This is a genomic window from Acidobacteriota bacterium (genome assembly GCA_033549365.1).
In the GTDB taxonomy this organism is placed as follows: domain Bacteria; phylum Acidobacteriota; class Aminicenantia; order Aminicenantales; family Saccharicenantaceae; genus JAWSUF01.
Window position 1 is genome coordinate 1 of the sequence record JAWSUF010000010.1, and the last position, 17,936, is coordinate 17,936.

Here is a 17,936-nt window from a genome sequence, read left to right on the forward strand (position 1 = left end):
CGAGACAGGAGCCGACGATCGAGGGAAACGACATCTTGGCCAGAAAATGGAGAAGGATGGGATGGGGTCCGAGGAGATGGATCTGGAGCGAGGCCGGGCCGCCCGGCGTGCGAACTTTCCGACAACCGCTCGCTTGCCTTGTATACATATCTATGCTATACATATACGAGAACCATGGCCTTGTCAAGCGAAATGTCAAGCCTCGAGCGGGAACGCCGCTGTTTGATCCGCCTTCTCTCCTCGCCTCACGAACTGGCCGTCGGATCGGTCTCCCGCGTGCGCCGAAAATGCGGCAATCCCCGGTGTACGTGTCTCTCAGGTCAAGGACATCCACAAACAATCTTCCTTTTTAAAGATGTTCAAGGACGAAGGCGGTGCAAGTTGATACGCCGTGCCGACGAGGTCCGGATGCATAAAGCCGGAGATCGCTACCGAAACTGGCGAAAGGCGTTGAATCGGCTTCGCGCCATCGAAAATCGCCAAAAACAAATATTGCTGGCGGAAATCAAAGAAAGGGCTGTTTTCTACAAGTAAGCTATCCAGCTGATATTAAAGATGATAAGTTCAATAATAATTCCTCAATTTCAAGATTGTTTCGTGCGGAATGTAGGGAATAGTTGCGGCTTTTTTGGGTTTTTTCATCGTGTCCGGTCTTTTATCTTCAGCCGGAGAGGAAAGGAACCTCGACGCCCGGGTGCGGGCTTTCCTGAACAACACGAACATCCGCTGGTGGGACATGAATGTCCCCGCCTCGGACGGGGAATTGCTGTATCAAATCGTCCTCGAAAACTCCTACACGAAGGCGCTCGAGATCGGAACTTCGACGGGACGGTCGGCCATCTATATCGCCTGGGCCCTCAGCAAAACCGGAGGAAAACTCACAACCATCGAAATCGACGAGGGCCGATATCGCCAAGCCCTGGCCAACTTCAAGGCTGCAGGTCTGGAAAATTTCATCGACGCCCGCCTGGCCGACGCCCACGAGCTCGTCCCGAAGCTCGAAGGTCCCTTCGATTTCGTGTTCATCGACGCCGATAAGGAATGGTACACGAATTACGCCAAGGCGCTCATCCCGAAAATCCTTCCGGGGGGATGCATCTCCGCCCACAATGTCACCGAGCGCCGATGGGGCCGGCGGGGCGGAGGCGGCGGCACAGCCGAGTACCATGACTTTATGCAAAGCCTTCCGGATTTCGAAACCCGCATCCTTGCTGAGGGCAGCGGCAGTCTGGCCGTCAGCTTCAAGAAGAACTGATCAAAACGGTTTCACCTCCGGACGCGGATCGGGAACGGCGGCCGCTTCGGCGTCACAGGCGGATTCTTTTCGAGTTCCTCCAGCATGAGCGCGATCGCCTTTTCGAGTTGTGGATCGCGGCCGGCGATGACGTCGGCGGGCGTCTGCTCGATCTCGATATCCGGCGGCACACCGACGTTTTCGATGCCGAAGCCTTCCCCTTCGTCCCAGAAAGCCAGGTTGGGCGCCGTCACCATCCCTCCGTCCATCAGCACGGGGAATCCCAGCGTTCCGACCAGACCGCCCCAGGTCGCCGTTCCGACGAGCTTGCCCATTCCGAACTTCCTGAACATATAGGGCAGGAGATCGCCGCCGGAACCGGCCGACTCGTTAATGAGCATGACCTTGGGTCCCTGAATGGAGGCGCTCGGCGTCTTGAGGTCGGCGCCGTAGCGCATGGCCCAGTAGGAAATGACCGGCTTCCGGAGCCAATCGATGTAGTAATCGGCGACCGATCCCCCGCCGTTGAACCGCTCGTCCACAATAATGGCATCCTTGTCGGCCTGGGGGAAGAAATACCGCTTGAAATAGATGTGGCCGAGCGTCGTCGTGTTCGGAACATAGACATAAGCGACCCGGCCGTCCGTGGCCTCATGGACCTTGCGGATGTTGCTTTCGACCCAGTCCCGGTTGCGAAGCGCGAATTCGTCGTTGATCGGAACGACCTGAACGACACGCGAGCCTTTTCCGTCGGGATTCGGTCCGACCGTGATTTCGATGATCTTTCCCGATGTGTTCTCGAACCGGGCATAAAGGTTGTCCGGAGGCGCCAAGTCGCGCCCGGCAACGGCCAGCAGATATTCGCCGACCTTGACGTCCACGCCGGGTTCAGTGAGCGGAGAGCGGAGTTCGGGATTCCAGTTGAGGCCGCCATAGACTTTCTTGAACCGGTAGCGTCCGTCGGCGATCTCGAAATCGGCGCCGAGAAGGCCGCCCGGAACGCGGGTCGGCTGTCCGGGAACGTCTCCGCCGCCCACACGGTGATGGCCGGCGGCCAATTCCGAACACATCCACTGGATGACGCGGTTGAGGTCGCCGCGACAGGAGAGGTGGGGCAGAAAGACGGCGTATTTCTCCTTCATGGCCGTCCAGTCGGCGCCATGGAAGCCGGGATCATAAAAGTAATCCCTGTTGATCCGCCAGGCCTCGTCGAACATCTGGCGCCATTCGGCCCTCGGATCGACCCGGACCTCGATCGCCTCGGTGTCGAGTTTGCCCTTTCCGGGCTCGGGCTTGCCGGCGGCGGGAAGAATGCTCCACGTCCCCCGGGAGACGGCCAGCATTTTTTTCCTGTCTCCGGTCAACATGAAAGCGTCGATATTTGAGGCCAGGACCTCATCTTTTCGGGCCGCAAGATCATAGACGCGTAGGGACGTTTCTCTCGATCCGGGGACGCCGGGGTTGAGCGGAGGGGCGGCCTCGAGGAAATAGATTTTTCCGTCATTTCCCGCCTGCAGGTTCCGGAAGACGCCCGGCTGGACGGGAACGGCCACGATTCGGCGGTCGAAGCCGTCAAAATCGATGCGGACGGGCACGGCGGCCGGCGCGTCGTCTTTTTTCTCCGGCTTGGCTTTCGGATCCTGGGGCGATACGCCCTTCTCTTCGTCGCTCTCCTTGGCCAGAGGATTGGGCAGGTCGTTGCGCAGAACGGCCAGGTAGAGCGACTGCGTCGCCCGCATATCCACATTCGACATGTCGAACCACTGAAGAACGGGGCCGGCGTCCGTGGAGCCGAAGAAATAGAGATGCTTTCCAGAGGGGTCGAAAACCGGTTCCGAGACGTCGCTCAGACCGTCGGTCAGCGGAAAAAGCTCATCCTGATCGAGGGAATAGACGAAAACCCGCCGGAAATAAGTCGGAGTGCTGAATGTGCAGGCGATCCACTTGGAATCCCGGCTCCAGGAAGAATGAAGCCGGGCCTGCCCGCCGGGCTGATAGAGATATTCCGAGCCGATCTTTTTTACGGCGCCGGTCGCAAGATCGATCCAGTAGAGCGAAAGGGAATTGTCGGCGAAGGCGATTTTCTTTCCGTCGGGAGACCACGCCGGGGACCCGTAATAACCGGACCCGCCGAGCTTGAAGCTCCGGCCCTTGTCCTTGCCGTCCTGGCTCCGGACGCAGAGCTCATATTCGCCCGATGCGTCCGTGAAATAGGCGATCGAACGTCCGTCCGGCGACCAGACGGGCGAACGCTCGTGAACGGCCGGAGTCCGGGTCAGGTTCCGGGGATCGCCCTTCTCGGCCGGGACGGTGACAATCTCGCCCCGGAACTCAAAAACCGCCCGGGCCCCGGAGGGCGAAACCGCGGCATTGCGGATCCAGCGGCCGCCCTTGGCGAAACGCTCCCGAACCTCGGGAAGGTCGGCGGCGACGCCGATTGTGAGCCGCCGGATCGCATCGTTATCAACGTCGAGCATGTGAAAGGCCCCGGCCTGCTCGAAGACGATTTTTCCGGCCCCAGCAGAGGCAATGAGGACCGGGAAATCCTCGAAAAACGTCCTCTGGCGAACCTCACCCGAGGCCGGATCGAAGGAAAAAATGTTGAACTCGCCGTTCCTGTCGGAGCGGAAATAGACCTTTCCGCCGAGCCACATCGGGCCGGCGTCGTTGGAGCGGCCTTCGGGCTGGGGCACGTGGATGATGGAATGGTCGCTTCGCTTAAAAATCCAGATCCGGGAAAACGTTCCCCCCCGGTAATTTTTCCACTGGAGGAAGTTGTCACCGAAGGGATTGTAAGCGATATGACCGCCGTCGGGGGACATGGCCGCACGGGCGATATAGGGAATTTCCAGCATCTCGACAGGGCCGCCGGAGACCGGAACCGAAAAGAGACGCCCGTAGGCGCGATTTTCCGAAATGCGGGTCGACGTGAAGAGGACGGCTTTTCCGTCCGGAGTGAATCCCTGGACGATATCGGCCCCGGGATGCCAGGTCAAGCGGACCGGAACTCCGCCCCCGGCAGGCACGACAAAGACATCCGTGTTGCCGTCGTACTGGCCGTTGAAGGCAATGAGCGATCCGTCGGGGGAAAACATAGGGTTGGATTCGACACCGATGTCCGTGGTCAGCCGCCGGACATCCGCACCGTCATGCCCGGCCGTCCAGATGTCGTTGGCATAGACGAAAGCGATGCGGTCGGGCCCGATGGCCGGCTGCGAAAGAAGCAGCGTGTCCTTGACATTCACGGCTTGAAGAGCGGGCGCCGCGAAAAGAAATATCGCCGCGACGGCAAGGCAAGTCCTCGGGAAACGATTCATCATGGCCTCCTCAAATCGATGATGGAAATCCATGCGCATGGTAGTCTCCGACAGGAACGTCTGTCAACCGGAATTGACTTTCGAACCGGGATTTTCTATAGTTAGGACCGAATTTTCTTACGGCGGAGCCGGAAGCGGCAGGCGTCGCATCCGGTGGGGAGAGTCCGTCTCCCGGATTCAAGAGGCGGCCCGCCGGCGAAAGCAGGACCGATGGATCTTTTCGAAAAATGCAAGGGATTCTATTCCGACCCTCAGGTTGCGCAGAAATACGGCTATCCGCTCAATCCGCGCACAGCCCAAGCCATGGGTATCTTCCCCTATTTCATCCCAATTGAAAAGGCCGAGGGGACCGAGGTCATCATCGAGGGCAAGCCCTTCCTCATGATCGGATCGAATAACTACCTCGGCCTGACGAATCACCCCAAAGTCGTCGAAGCGTCCCGGGAAGCCATCAGAAAATTCGGCACGAGCTGTACGGGGTCCCGCTTCCTGAACGGCACCCTCCACATGCATCTTGAGCTCGAGGAACGCCTGGCCCGCTTCGTCGGCCAGGACGCCACCCTGGTTTTCAGCACCGGCTTCCAGGTCAACATCGGGACGATCCCGGCCATTATGGACAAAGACGACATCATCGTCACCGACAAGGAAGTCCACGCCAGCATCATCGACGGCGTGCGCATGGCCAAGGTCCAGAAAAATGTCCATGCCCGCTACTTCAAGCACAATGATCCGGAGGACCTCGCCCGCATCCTGGCGTCCCTGCCGGAGGAACCGGGCAAGCTCGTGATCGTGGACGGCGTCTTCAGCATGGGCGGAGAGATCGCCCCCCTACCCGACATCATTCCGATCTGCAAAAAATACGGCGCCCGCCTCATGGTCGACGACGCTCATTCCCTGGGTGTTCTCGGCGGAGGCCGCGGCACGGCCCATCACTTCGATTGTGTCGGCGACGTCGACCTGGTCATGGGGACGTTCAGCAAGTCCTTCGCTTCGGTCGGAGGTTTCATCGGCGGACCGACCGAAGCCATCCACTGGATCCAGATTTTCGCCCGTCCCTTCATGTTCAGCGCCAGCCTCCCGCCGGCCAACGTCGCCGCCGTCCTGGCCTGCCTGGACGTTCTCGAAGAGGAACCGGAACGCATCACGCGCGTCAACGCCGTCGGGGAAAGAATGCGGACCGAGCTCCGGGCCATGGGCTACAACATCGGAAACAGCCAGACACCCATCGTGCCGATCGTCATCGGCGACATGATGGACACCATGAAAGCCTGGAAAATCCTGTTCAGCGCGGGAATCTACACCAATGTCGCTCTTCCCCCCGCCGTTCCGCCCAATTACTCACTGCTCCGCACAAGCTACATGGCGACCCACACCGACGAACAGATCGACCGCGTCCTGGAGACATTCCGCCAGCTCAAGGACCAGATCCACATCGGAACCTGAGCCCCGAACGCCGCGGCTAAACCGAAAGACCGTCGTCGCCGGGAAGATTCCGGTACCAGGTCCGCCAAAGAACCAGGACGGCGGCCGTTCCGATTCCCAGCCATAACAGCGCCCGCCCGGCCCAATGCCCCACAAGATACATCGGGGCCAAGTAGAGTGCGAATATGGCCGTCATCCCCAAAACCACATTGAGAATGGCCAGGGACGGCTTTTCCGACGGCCGAGTCCGCCCCTCTTTTGACAGGCAGGATTTTTCCCGGACCGGCTTCCACAAACCGAAAGGACGGACGGATCGGAAAAACCGCGCCAGAACCTCGGGTCCGGTGGGCCGTGTCGCAAGGGAGCCGACAACCGATGCCAGGAACGAGACCGATACGATCAGGGGAAAAGAGACGAAAACCGGCATATCCTTGAAAAACAGAGTCACGATGGACAGCCCCATGCCTCCCAGCATCCCCAGGGCATATCCCCAGCCGTTCATCCGCCACCAATACCAGCGCAAGACGTTCGGAATGATGACTCCGGCCCCGAGCGACACCATCAGCCAGTTCCAGATTTCGGCGATGGAGCTTGACTGGAGACCGATGGCGACACCCAGAACAACGATGAAAACCGTGGCCGCATAGCTCCAGCGGACGGCTTCCCGCTCCCCCGCCCCAGGCCGGACGAAAGGCAGCCAGAGATCCCGGACAAGAAAAGACGCGCCGCTGTTGACCGTGGAACTGAAGGTCGACATGAAGGCGGCAAGAAGTCCGGCAATCACGACACCTCTGACTCCCGCAGGCAGGATATCTCCTAGAATGACCGGCATGACTTTTTCCGGATCGGAAAACTCCCGGGTTCCGGTCAGGGCCAGAACGACAATGCCCATGACCAGGGCCCATCGGACGACAAGAAAAAGGCTCCAGGCCGCGCCCACCTTGGCCGCGTCCCTGTCGCTGCGGGCGGCCAGAAACCGCTGAAAGTCGTACATTTGAGCCGGGCCGCCGGCGTTCATCAGAAGGCCCTTGATAACCCAGATCACAACAAGGGCCCCGAAAAACTCGAAGGCGGCGTTCGATGTGCCTTGAAATTCAGGAATCCTCCAGGGAACCTTGAGACTTGCGAAATCTCCGGGTAGCCGGGCCATCGTTTCCGGGGATGTCCGGTTCCAGGCGATCACGGCAATGAGAATGCTGCTTGCGGTCAGGACAACCGTCTGAAGGACGTCCGTGGCCACAACGCTGAACAACCCCCCCATGACAACGTAAACGGTTGTCACGCCGATGATGACCACGGCCAGAAAAGCGGCCTTGTGTTCGGTCAGCAGTCCGGCCGTCCAGCCGGATGGGACCAGGCGGGCCAGGAACTCCGTCGGAATCGTGGTTGCGGCGAATTTTCCGATCCCCTGAAAAGCGTAACCGATGAAACCGGCCAGGGTCAAAACGGCCATCAGGGCATAAGCGGTCCGGGCGGTTTTTCCCGCCGTCCCGCCGCCGAAACGGGTCTCCATCCACTCGGCGGCCGTCATGACATTGGAGCGCCGGACCCACTTCCCCATGTAGGCGAGAAAGAAGGCCCCCATCAGGAATCCCCACATCCAGTGATGCCACATGGACTTCATGCCGAGGACAAACAGGATGGAGACGATCCACATCGTCCCGGTGATGTCGAAATTGGACACCGATCCGGACATGGCCAGCGTCAGCCAGTGAAGCCGCCGGCCGCCGAGGAAATAGGCGTCGAGATTGCGGGCGGCACGCCTGCGGAAAATGACTCCGAGGCCGAGAACCGCGGCGAAATATGACGCAATGACGGCCGTATCCAGAGCCGTCATGCGCAACCCCCGTCGATAACGATCGCATCGGCTCCGGATATCGCATTCCGGAAAAATCCCGGCGCGGAAATTCCGAAGGCCTGGGGAAGGCGAATCCTTTCGTTATTTCCCGGTCGCAACGTCATCGGCGGGCTCCGCCCGAGCCATGGTGATGCCTGTATATCCGTAGAACACCGAAATGAGCGGCACGGCCAAATTGAAAAAGGCAAACGGCAGATAGAGAAGCGGATTGACGCCTAGGGTGGCATGCATGAAGGCGCCGCAACTGTTCCAGGGAATGAGCGGCGAGGTCATGGTGCCCGAGTTTTCAAGGGCGCGGGACAGATTCTTTGGATGAAGACCTCGATCCTCGTAGGCCTTTTTATACATCCGCCCGGGAATGACGATGGCCAGGTACTGGTCGGAGGCGACGGCGTTCATGCCGATGCAGCTCAGGACGGTCGTCGTCACAAGCGACCCCGTGGACCGGACCCTCTTGAGGAGCGCCGCGGCCAGAACTTCCAGCATGCCCGTTCGTTCCATAATGCCGCCGAACGACAGGGCACAGATGATCAGGGCTACGGTCGACATCATGCTTTCAAGACCGCCCCGGGTGAGAAGCTCGTCCACCATGGCGACCCCCGTCGCGGATTCGAAACCGGATTGAGCGGCACGGACGACCTCGGCCAAAGAGGCGGTTTGGGCGACAACGGCGAAAATCCCGCCGATGATCGTTCCTCCCAGCAGTGCGGGCAGCGGCGGAATTCTCAAGACAACCATCACAATGACAAGAAGAGGCGGAAGCAGCAGGATGGGATGGATGAAGAAATTCGCATCGATCGTGTTGAGGAGGAAATCGATATCCCCCGTCTCCATCCGGCCTCCGGCAAATCGAGTGCCCAGCACGGCGAAGATGATCAACGCGATTGCATACCCCGGAACGACCACGGCCAGCATGTGTCGGATATGGGTGAAGAGGTCCGTTCCGGCCACGGCCGGAGCCAGATTCGTGGTGTCGGAAAGCGGCGACATCTTGTCTCCGAAATAGGCGCCGGAGATGATGGCGCCGGCCGTCATGGGGATCGGGACACCCAGGCCCTGTCCCACTCCGATCAGGGCCACTCCGACCGTCCCCGCCGTCGACCAGGACGAACCCGTGCCGATGGAGACGATGGAACAGATGAGAAGAGTAGCGACAAGAAAAATGCCGGGGGAAAGAACCTTCAATCCGTAAAAAATCATGGCCGGAACGATCCCGCCCTGGATCCAGGCGCCGATCATGGTTCCGACGATCATCAGGATGAGAACGGCCGAGAGCGCAAGCGTAATGCCGTGGACCATCCCCTTCTCGATGTCCTTCCACTTCCGGCCGTGGAGGATGCCGACGACGGCGGCGACGGCCGCCGACAAGATGAGCGGGATATGGGCCGATTCCTTGAAGACGACGATGGTGACCGCCAGGGAGGCGATGAGAAACAGGACCGGAATAAGCGCCGCGGCAATGGTGATCTCAGGCAGGGTCTTTTTCAATGGCAACCTCCGCAGAAAGTTCGATTGTATGACATCGGTCCCGGGAATTCAACGCAAAAGACTTCAGGAATGACCACGGATCGCCTATAATACGCGTTGAAAAGGCTTAAGAAGAGCCGCCCGGATTTACCGGCGGCGAGGAGGTCCGAAATGAAAAAAACCGTTTGGGTTCTATCGGTCATCGGAGCCGGTCTGGCCGCAGGCGCTCTCTTCGCCGAAGGCTCATCCGGCGCCTCAAGCCGGAGTCTGGGTTATTTCGGGACGGGATGGCATCATGTTCAAATCGAAGAATTTCAGACCCGTCTGGATAGAAGCCCCGTCGATTATCCCCGTCACGGTACGGATTTCTGGGCCGTCGGCGGAGGGGGACTCTTTTTCAGCCGGCGCCTGGTTCTCGGCGGTGAGGGTTACGGTCTCATCGGTCCACGCCGGTCGGGCGGCGGATACGATTCCCTCCTCGATGGAGGCTACGGCATGTTTCAAATCGGATACGATCTTCTGGACTCGCCGGACTGGACCCTCTATCCTCTTCTGGGAATCGGAGGCGGAGTTTTCCGCTGGAAAATCCAGCGCACGGATTTTCCGGGCGATTTCGACCGGCTGATCGGATTCCCCGAAGTGGGGACGACCCTGGAAAACGCTTTTTTCATGCTGCAGGCCTCCCTGGGCGTCGATCGCTGGGTCCGGATCGGCGGGAGGCGGGACGACCGGTCGGGCTTTTTTCTTGTTTTCGGAATCCGCGGGGGTTACTCTCACACACCTGCCGCAAACCGTTGGGAGATTCGGATCCACAATGACTCCTACTATCTCTCCAACGGACCCGACCTCGGGCTCGGCGGTCCCTTCCTCAGAATGACGATTGGAATCGGAGGTTGAATCCCATGCACGATTTCAGACAAAGACGGCCGGACATTCATCCCACCGCCTTCGTGGCCGAAGGCGCCCGCCTGATCGGCCGTGTCATTCTCGGAGAAGAAGCCGGCGTCTGGTACAACGCCGTGATCCGGGCCGATCTGGCCGATATCGTCATCGGTCCGGGTTCGAACATCCAGGACAATTGCTCCGTTCATGTGGAAGACGACGGGCCGACGATTCTCGGGCGCGACGTGACGGTCGGCCACAGCGCCGTTCTCCATGCCTGCCGGATCGGCGACAATTGCATCATCGGCATGGGCGCGATTGTCCTCGACGGCGCGTCCATCGCCCCGAATTCCATCGTCGGTGCGGGAAGCCTGGTCCCGCCCGGAAAGACCTTCCCCGAAGGTTCGCTCATCCTCGGCTCGCCGGCCCGTGTGGCCCGCAAACTGACCGAGACCGAAATCGCACGCATCGCCGAAGGCGCCCGAAGGTATCGGGTCTTCGCCCAAGCCTACAAGCGCGGCGGTGTCGTCTCATTCCGGAGGCCGGATATTGAAACATGAGGCCGTGGTCAAAGCGGCGGTCATCCTGCTTTTCGCCGCCCTGACCTTCGTCCACTTGCTGCCCCTCAGCCTCCATCCCGCAAGGGCTCTGAACGATCCCCTGGACTGTCTTTTAAATACCTGGATTTTGTCTCATACGGGAAACCAGGCCGTTTCCGATCCGTTCCGGCTTTTCCAAGGCAATGTCTTTCATCCCCACCCGGACACCGTCAGTTACTCGGAACATCTTTTTCCCCTGGCCGTCATGGCTTTGCCCGCGGCCTGGATTTCAGGCAATCCCGTTTTGGCTTATAACTTCATTTTTTTCCTGGCCTTCGTTCTGAACGGCTTCGCCGCCTTTCTTCTTGTGAGACATCTCACCCGATCCGCGACTTCGGGCATCGCCGGCGGAATCATCTATACTTTCTGTTCCTATCAGATGCAGCATGTGGCCCACCTCCAGTTGATCAACGCTTGGTTCATTCCCCTGGCCTTTCTTTATCTGCACAAATATTTCGAGCGCCCGGTTATGAAAAACGCCGTGCTTTTTTCGCTTTTCGTCACCTTGCAGGGGTTGGCCTGCATCTATTACGGGTTGTTCCTGCTTTCCCTCCTGGCCGTCATTTTCCCTCTCTATGTCTTTCTGCGTCCCCCTCGGGACAAAGTTCCGTTTTTTATTCAGCTCCTGCCTCCGGCCGCGGTTTCAGGTCTGGTTCTGTTTCTGTTTTCGATTCCCTACCTCCGCTTGTTCCGGACATTTCGTTTCCAGCGTGAACTTGAGATCGGTGCCGACCTCGCCAATTTTTTCGCCGCCTGGCCGGCGAATGTCATGTGGGGCGCCGCCACTCATAGCCTGGGCGCCGGCGAACGATATCTGTTTCCCGGACTTCTGGCCCTGGCTCTGGCCGCAGTCGGCCTGGCCGTCAAGCACCGGGTTTTGTCCTTCACGCCGATCGGTTTGCGCATCGCCCTTCTGGTTGTGGCGGCCGGCGGGGCGGCCGTAGCCGCGGCGATTCTATTGACGGGGGGCGGCAGCCTCTCGGCCGGTTTCGCCGAAATCTCGGCAAACAACGAAGCCAAGCCGGCCTTCATCGCCCTTTGCGGTGCCGGAATTCTGCTGGCCGTTTCACTGGTTTTTTACCGGCTCCGAAATTCCGAAAAGAATGAGAGCGGGGATGCCGTTTATCTTTATCTCGGATTGGCGTATGCGGCCCTTTTCCTTTCATTCGGCCGGGAATTTCTGTTCAACGGCCTGTCCCCTTTCGACACGCCGGACCAGGGCCGGCTCGTCTCACCGTTCGCCTGGTTGTACGATTTCGTCCCCGGTTTCAAGGGGATCCGTGAGCCCGCACGGTACACCGTTTTCATCATGCTGGGGCTGTCCGTTTTGGCCGGTTTCGGGCTGAAAGCCCTGGTGTCGAAGTTCCGGACAACGCGATCCCGCGCGGTCTTGACCGGATGTCTTCTTGTTTTTCTAAACGCCGAATATCTCGCCGTTCCCGTGAGGACAACCTTCATCCCCGTCGGACGGGACATTCCGCCGACATATGAATGGCTCCGAAACCAACCGGGAGATTTTGCGGTGGCCGAAATTCCTTTTTATTCCGCCGTAAGCGCCGAAGCCATTCCCATGTACTTTTCCCTTTTTCACGGCAAGGCCATCGTCAACGGCTACAGCGGCTTCATCCCTCCGGCGGCCTGGTATATCCGCAGCGTGTTTCTCGGTTTTCCGTCGTGGCCCAGTTTTGATATCCTGAATGCCCTCGAAGTCCGGTATATCATTTTCCGGCCCGGATCATGGGGCGAGAGCCGGGTGAAAAACACCTTTCGCCGTCTGGATGAACAATTTTCCGCGTACGCAAGACCCGTCCGCGTTTTCCGCTATCCGACCGGCAGAGCCGGACGGGAATTTCAGGGCTTGGGCGAAGACCATGTCTTCGAGATCATCCGCCCGGAACGCCCGCCCTCGGTTGAGCCCGAGGACCGGCCGCTCGACGCCGGAGAATGGACGGCCCGATCGAACATCGGGGCGGAAAGTCTGGATGCCCTGGCCGACGGCGACCCGGCAACCGTCTGGAGCACCATCCGTCCCCGGCGAAGCGGCTATTATCTCCAATTCGAACTGGACCGGGCCCGGCACGTGACACGCGTCCTGCTGCGCCTGCAAAACTATCACACGTTCGCCGTCGATATGCTGGTCGAAACTTCCCTGGACGGAAAGGACTGGTGGCCCCACGAATTCGCCTATTCGGCCGGAGATTTTGCCCTGAATCTGGTCCATGCCCCCCTTGATCCAGTCCAAAGCCTGAAACTGGACGGACGGGGCGCCCGGTTCATCCGCATCACGCAGAGGGGCGGACATTCTTCCCATCCCTGGTCGGTTGCGGAAGTCGAAATCCGGGTGGCCGACTAAGTTTTCGGCTTGCCGGAGCGGGAAGAACCGGATTTCGGCAAGGACGGGAAATAGTATTTCCGGGCGTATTCCTGGACCATGCGCCGGGCGGAAAAACGCGCCCCGGCCGTGCGGATGGCGTCTTTCATCATCGACACCCACCCCCGGGGCATACCGGAGAGGTCGCGTTGATAAAAAAGCGGGACGACTTCCTCGCTCAAAACGCGATAGAGCTCCGCGGCTTCGGCGGCATCCTGTTCCTCATGGTTCGGCCATTCCCGGCCGGTGTCGATCGACCAGCCGTTCCGGCCGTTGTATCCTTCCGCCCACCAACCGTCGAGGATGCTCAGGTTGAGCACACCGTTGAGGGCCGCTTTCATACCGCTCGTTCCGCTGGCTTCCTGAGGCCGGCGCGGGGTGTTCAGCCAGACGTCAACGCCCTGGACCATATATCGGGCCAATTGCATGTCGTAGTCTTCGACGAAGGCGATCCGGCCGCCCAGGCGGGGACTCATGGCAATTCCGTATATTTCCTGAAGAAGCCTCTTGCCCGGGTCGTCGGCCGGATGAGCTTTGCCGGCGAAAACAAGCTGCAGCGGACGGTCGCGGTCGTGGACGAGCTGGAGCAGACGATCGAAATCCCTGAAAATGAGCGTCGAACGCTTGTACGTCGCGAAACGGCGGGCGAAGCCGACAACCAGCGCTTCGGGGTTGAGGAAAATGCCCGAGGCCAGAATCTGTTCCGGCGACGCCGTTCTTTCGATGCGCTGCCGGCGGGCGCGTTCTCGAATTGTGGAGAGCATCTTCCGCTTCATATCCTGGTGGGCGTTCCAGAGCGCCTCATCGGGAATGTCCTCAATGTGCTCCCAGAAAGTTCCGTTGTTCTGCTTGTCCAGCCAATCGGGGTCGATGTGCTTGCGGAAAAGGGCGTGCATGGATTCTCCGACCCAGGAAGGAACATGGACGCCGTTGGTCACATGACCGATGGGAACGTCCTTTTCCTCTTTTTTCGGCCAGAGGACATGCCACATCCTCCGGGAGACTTCGCCGTGAAGACGGCTGACGGCATTGGCCCGCCCTGAAAGCCTCAAGGCCAGTCCCGTCATGTTGAATCCCGAAACATGCTCGCCGTTGGTCCGGCCCAGGTCCATAAAGGCGTCATGCGACAGGCCGAGGTCCTCGCGGAAACGATGGAAATACTTTTCGACGAGATGATAGGGGAAAACATCGTGTCCGGCGGGGACGGGAGTGTGGGTCGTGAAGACGGTCGACTCGGCGACGAGTTTTTTGGCGGCCGCGAGACTTTTTCCTGCGGCGATATATTCGCGGAGGCGATCGAGGAGCATGAAGGCCGAATGTCCCTCATTGATGTGCCAGACGGAGGGTTCGAGGCCCAAGGCCCGGAGAATGCGCACACCGCCGATGCCGAGAAGAATCTCCTGCTGAATGCGCATCTCCTGGTCGCCGCCGTAGAGACGGGCCGTCAGTTCACGATCCCAGGGGGCATTGCCGTCATGGTCGGTGTCCATGAGGTAAAGCGGCACTCGGCCGACATCGACTTTCCAGACCTGGAGATGGACAACGCGATCTCCGACATCGAGGTTGATGGTTCGGCATTCACCATTTTCACAGAGCTGAGGTCTCAGGGCGACTTTCTCAGGCGAAAGCTTTGGGTATACGGACTCCTGCCAGCCGCTGGGCTGAATGTGTTGGCGGAAATAGCCCTGCTCATAGAGAAATCCCACGGCGATCAGGGGAAGCCCGAGATCGCTGACTTCCTTCAGATGGTCTCCGGACAGAACGCCGAGACCTCCGGAATAGATCGGCAGAGACCGGTGAAGACCGAACTCCGCGGAAAAATAGGCGATGGGTCCCCCGGCATGATTTGGAAAATTGGCATGGAACCAGTGTTCCGATTCTTTCAAGTGCCGATCCATTTCCAGGAGAACGGCATCCATTCGACGGAGAAAAGCCGGATCCGCCGCCAGTTGCTTGAGCCTTTCATCAGAGACTTCGCGGAGGATGACAACGGGGTTGTGACGTGTGTTGAACCAGAGCATCCGATCAACGGCCTTGAACAGGTCCCGGGCGCTCCGGTTCCACGACCACCAGAAATTGTAGGCCACGTCTTCCAGCCTGGCCAGGCGGGGAGGAAGTCTATCCTTGATAAAAGTGTCCTGCTTCGACAGCATGGTTTTTTCTCCGGATTGAGGTCTGCCCGACGGGGGGCGGGGGAAAACATTCCAGCAGCATTGTGGTATTATACTTAAAATATCACCGAAACGAAAGCCGCGAACATGAAAGCCATGATATTGTCCGGCCTCGGCGACTTGAAAAGAAACCGCAATCCCCTGTCGTTCCGGGATGTTCCCGATCCGAGTCCGGCCGAGGGCGAAATCCTCATCCGCGTCTCCGCCTGCGGTGTCTGCCACACGGAAATCGATGAGATCGAGGGCCGGACGCCGCCGCCCGGATTTCCGGTGATCCCCGGCCACCAAGTTGTCGGATCTGTGGCGGGAAACGGTCCGAAAGCCTCTCGATTCAAAACCGGAGACAGGGTGGGTGTCGCCTGGATTTATTCGACCTGCGGAAACTGTCGTTTCTGCCGCGGCGGCCGAGAGAACCTTTGTCCGGATTTCAAGGCCACCGGCCGCGACGCCGACGGAGGCTATGCGGAAGCCATGGTCGTCCCCGAGGAATTCGCCTATCCGATTCCCGGTGTCTTTTCGGATTCCGAGGCGGCTCCGCTTCTCTGCGCCGGAGCTGTCGGTTTTCGGTCATTGAAACTCGCGGGTCTGGAAGACGGCGGGAATCTCGGCCTGAGCGGGTTCGGCGCTTCCGGACATCTGGTCATCCAGGTTGTTCGCCGAACCCATCCCCGATCCCGGATTTTTGTCTTCGCCAGGAGTTCCGAGCAGAGAGAGCTTGCCCTGGCGCTGGGCGCCGCGTGGGCCGGAGACATCGAGGAGGATCCCGGCGAACGTCTGCAGGCCGTGATCGACACCACGCCGGCCTGGAAACCCATCGTCCGGTCTCTGCGGCATCTTGAAAGAGGCGGACGGCTTGTCATCAACGCCATCGGTAAAGAAGACGCGGACAAAGACGAACTTCTTGATCTCGACTATGCCTACGATCTCTGGATGGAAAAATCCATCGTCAGCACCGCCAACGTGACCCGGTCGGACGTTGCGGAGTTTCTGAAACTGGCCGCCGAAATTCCGATCCGGCCGGAAGTCGTCGAGTTCGGTCTCAAGGACGCCAATCACGCCCTGGTGGAAATCCGGGAAAGAAAAATCAGGGGCGCCAAAGTCCTCAGGGTTGGGTGATCACGCCTTCCCCCTGAAAAGCCCTGCCGTTCCGGGATTCAGGGCGCGTTCCGCATTTTCGCCTTCCGGTAGCGGTCGTGCATGGCGGTGACGGCTTTGGCCGTCACGCGGTCGTGGCGCCGGAACCCGCCGCCGAAATTCAAGGGAATGTGCATCAGTTCGTGAATGACCGTTTCCTCGCGCTCCTTTTCCCCCAGCTTGTCGAACCTCTCCGACAGGAATTCGAGAACGTAGAAGGCCTTGTTTCCCATCGCGATCTGGAGGACCTTGCTCATACCGTGGCACCGGGCGATCGTCCGCCGGGCCGACGATCCCCGGCTCCGGAGACAGACGACCCTGTCCCTGTCGATATGGCGGAGATCCAGAGTCCGGACGATATCCAGGAAAAGCGCCTGGATATCCGGGGCCGCTTCATAACGGATGGGACGCCGTTTCATTTTGGGCATGGATAAAATATACATTCACATGCCGTCGCTCGTCCAATTCAAGAAAGACCTCACGGGAAGTGATATAATATCCGATCAAGAAGGAGCCTCATGATGAAAACGGTTCAACCCGGCTTCGAGTGAAGCCGTGGTCTCGGGAGATCCGGAGTTGAGTCGGGATAGAGGACGAAAATGAACAACGGCGGCCGCCGCGGCACGCCCAGGATCGGACTCGCGCTTGGAGGCGGAGGCGCCCGCGGCTGTGCTCATATCGGAGTCATCAACGGACTCGAGGAAGCCGGAATTCCCATCCATTGCGTGGCCGGCACAAGTATCGGCTCTGTCATGGGAGCGGTTTACTCGGCCGGAGATTGGAAGGAATTCACGGATTACCTGCTGAAAATCAAATGGAATGACGTGATCCGGCATTTCGATCCGGTGATTCCCAAACGCGGTTTTTTCGACGGGGAAAAGATCAAAACCCTCCTGAAAGACGTCATCCCGGACCCGGATTTCCGGAGTTGCCGCATTCCCTTCGCCGCCACGGCTACGGATTTGTATTCAGGCCGCGAGGTGATTCTCAAGACGGGCGATATGATCGAAGCGATTCGGGCCAGCATCTCGATTCCCGGCATCTTCACACCCGCCCGGATCGGAAAACGCTATCTGGTCGACGGCGGCGTCATCAATCCTCTTCCGGTGACCGTGGCCCGCCGCCTGGGTGCGGATATCGTGATCGCGGTGGACCTGAACCACCATTTCATCCGCGAAAAGCGTTCGGCCATGAAGTTCTATGGGAAAAAGAGCTGGCTGGACAAGCTGGCCCCGACCCGGCCGAATATCCTGGACGTCATCGAAAATTCGGTTTTTCTGATGCAGGATCAACTGACGAAAAATACCCTCGAAAAACATCCGCCGGAGTTCTTGATCCGTCCGGCCCTCCATTCGGCCAGCATCTTCGATTTCCACAAGGCCAAATCCATGATCGAGGAAGGCCGCCGAAAAACCCAGCCTGTGATTCCCGAAATCCTGCAACGCCTTCAGACCCGCACTCTCACGGAAAGTTGAGTTGTG

At 59.3% G+C, this 17,936-nt stretch carries 13 protein-coding genes; 8 read left to right on the forward strand and 5 right to left on the reverse strand.

What is annotated here, in order from left to right; all coding sequences use genetic code 11:
- The first annotated feature begins 192 nt into the window (after nucleotides 1-192).
- Complete coding sequence (locus SCM96_12360; GenBank protein MDW7761410.1) at nucleotides 193-534, forward strand: DUF6788 family protein; 342 nt, start codon at nucleotides 193-195, stop codon at nucleotides 532-534.
- Nucleotides 535-643: 109 nt separating this feature from the next.
- Entirely contained in the window at nucleotides 644-1,255 is a 612-nt protein-coding gene (locus SCM96_12365; GenBank protein MDW7761411.1) for a class I SAM-dependent methyltransferase, read from the forward strand.
- A gap of 11 nt (nucleotides 1,256-1,266) precedes the next feature.
- Here the strand turns inward: SCM96_12365 and SCM96_12370 are convergent, their stop codons facing one another.
- On the reverse strand, nucleotides 1,267-4,554 hold the full coding sequence (locus SCM96_12370; GenBank protein MDW7761412.1) for a PDZ domain-containing protein: 3,288 nt from the start codon (nucleotides 4,552-4,554) through the stop codon (nucleotides 1,267-1,269).
- Nucleotides 4,555-4,761: 207 nt separating this feature from the next.
- On the opposite strand from SCM96_12370, the gene SCM96_12375 reads away from it, so the two are divergent.
- On the forward strand, nucleotides 4,762-5,994 hold the full coding sequence (locus SCM96_12375) for a pyridoxal phosphate-dependent aminotransferase family protein (protein MDW7761413.1): 1,233 nt from the start codon (nucleotides 4,762-4,764) through the stop codon (nucleotides 5,992-5,994).
- A gap of 16 nt (nucleotides 5,995-6,010) precedes the next feature.
- Here the strand turns inward: SCM96_12375 and SCM96_12380 are convergent, their stop codons facing one another.
- Entirely contained in the window at nucleotides 6,011-7,810 is a 1,800-nt protein-coding gene (locus tag SCM96_12380; protein ID MDW7761414.1) for a hypothetical protein, read from the reverse strand.
- A gap of 102 nt (nucleotides 7,811-7,912) precedes the next feature.
- On the reverse strand, nucleotides 7,913-9,319 hold the full coding sequence (nhaC, locus tag SCM96_12385) for a Na+/H+ antiporter NhaC (GenBank protein MDW7761415.1): 1,407 nt from the start codon (nucleotides 9,317-9,319) through the stop codon (nucleotides 7,913-7,915).
- A gap of 150 nt (nucleotides 9,320-9,469) precedes the next feature.
- Here nhaC and SCM96_12390 point away from each other — a divergent pair, with 150 nt between their 5' ends.
- The 3 genes from SCM96_12390 to SCM96_12400 are packed head-to-tail and all read left to right on the forward strand — an operon-like array spanning nucleotide 9,470 to nucleotide 13,132.
- Nucleotides 9,470-10,195 (forward strand): hypothetical protein, encoded by a 726-nt coding sequence (locus SCM96_12390; protein MDW7761416.1) that lies wholly within the window; start codon nucleotides 9,470-9,472, stop codon nucleotides 10,193-10,195.
- A gap of 5 nt (nucleotides 10,196-10,200) precedes the next feature.
- Nucleotides 10,201-10,740 (forward strand): gamma carbonic anhydrase family protein, encoded by a 540-nt coding sequence (locus tag SCM96_12395; protein ID MDW7761417.1) that lies wholly within the window; start codon nucleotides 10,201-10,203, stop codon nucleotides 10,738-10,740.
- Complete coding sequence (locus SCM96_12400; GenBank protein MDW7761418.1) at nucleotides 10,730-13,132, forward strand: discoidin domain-containing protein; 2,403 nt, start codon at nucleotides 10,730-10,732, stop codon at nucleotides 13,130-13,132. Before SCM96_12395 ends, SCM96_12400 begins: the two co-directional genes overlap by 11 nt.
- Here SCM96_12400 and glgP read toward each other — a convergent pair.
- Nucleotides 13,129-15,303 carry an alpha-glucan family phosphorylase gene (glgP, locus tag SCM96_12405; protein ID MDW7761419.1) on the reverse strand — a complete coding sequence of 725 codons (2,175 nt, stop codon included), beginning with the start codon at nucleotides 15,301-15,303 and terminating at the stop codon, nucleotides 13,129-13,131. The two genes, SCM96_12400 and glgP, sit on opposite strands and share 4 nt — an antisense overlap.
- A gap of 105 nt (nucleotides 15,304-15,408) precedes the next feature.
- On the opposite strand from glgP, the gene SCM96_12410 reads away from it, so the two are divergent.
- The gene (locus SCM96_12410) at nucleotides 15,409-16,437 is read left to right on the forward strand and encodes a zinc-dependent alcohol dehydrogenase family protein (protein MDW7761420.1); all 1,029 of its coding nucleotides are present in this window, start codon (nucleotides 15,409-15,411) and stop codon (nucleotides 16,435-16,437) included.
- 38 nt (nucleotides 16,438-16,475) lie between these two features.
- Here SCM96_12410 and SCM96_12415 read toward each other — a convergent pair whose 3' ends face one another.
- The gene (locus SCM96_12415; protein MDW7761421.1) at nucleotides 16,476-16,883 is read right to left on the reverse strand and encodes a putative metallopeptidase; all 408 of its coding nucleotides are present in this window, start codon (nucleotides 16,881-16,883) and stop codon (nucleotides 16,476-16,478) included.
- A 171-nt stretch (nucleotides 16,884-17,054) separates the two neighbouring features.
- On the opposite strand from SCM96_12415, the gene SCM96_12420 reads away from it, so the two are divergent.
- A complete protein-coding gene (locus SCM96_12420) occupies nucleotides 17,055-17,930 on the forward strand; it encodes a patatin-like phospholipase family protein (protein MDW7761422.1) in 876 nt (291 codons plus the stop codon).
- Nucleotides 17,931-17,936: the final 6 nt, after the last annotated feature.

Bases quoted from the DNA above. Each gene is read 5' to 3' on its own strand.
- SCM96_12360 (MDW7761410.1), top strand. From the start codon at position 193: ATGTCAAGCCTCGAGCGGGAACGCCGCTGTTTGATCCGCCTTCTCTCC.
- SCM96_12370 (MDW7761412.1), bottom strand. From the start codon at position 4,554: ATGATGAATCGTTTCCCGAGGACTTGCCTTGCCGTCGCGGCGATATTT.
- SCM96_12375 (MDW7761413.1), top strand. From the start codon at position 4,762: ATGGATCTTTTCGAAAAATGCAAGGGATTCTATTCCGACCCTCAGGTT.
- SCM96_12380 (MDW7761414.1), bottom strand. From the start codon at position 7,810: ATGACGGCTCTGGATACGGCCGTCATTGCGTCATATTTCGCCGCGGTT.
- SCM96_12390 (MDW7761416.1), top strand. From the start codon at position 9,470: ATGAAAAAAACCGTTTGGGTTCTATCGGTCATCGGAGCCGGTCTGGCC.
- SCM96_12395 (MDW7761417.1), top strand. From the start codon at position 10,201: ATGCACGATTTCAGACAAAGACGGCCGGACATTCATCCCACCGCCTTC.
- glgP (MDW7761419.1), bottom strand. From the start codon at position 15,303: ATGCTGTCGAAGCAGGACACTTTTATCAAGGATAGACTTCCTCCCCGC.
- SCM96_12410 (MDW7761420.1), top strand. From the start codon at position 15,409: ATGAAAGCCATGATATTGTCCGGCCTCGGCGACTTGAAAAGAAACCGC.
- SCM96_12415 (MDW7761421.1), bottom strand. From the start codon at position 16,883: ATGCCCAAAATGAAACGGCGTCCCATCCGTTATGAAGCGGCCCCGGAT.
- SCM96_12420 (MDW7761422.1), top strand. From the start codon at position 17,055: ATGAACAACGGCGGCCGCCGCGGCACGCCCAGGATCGGACTCGCGCTT.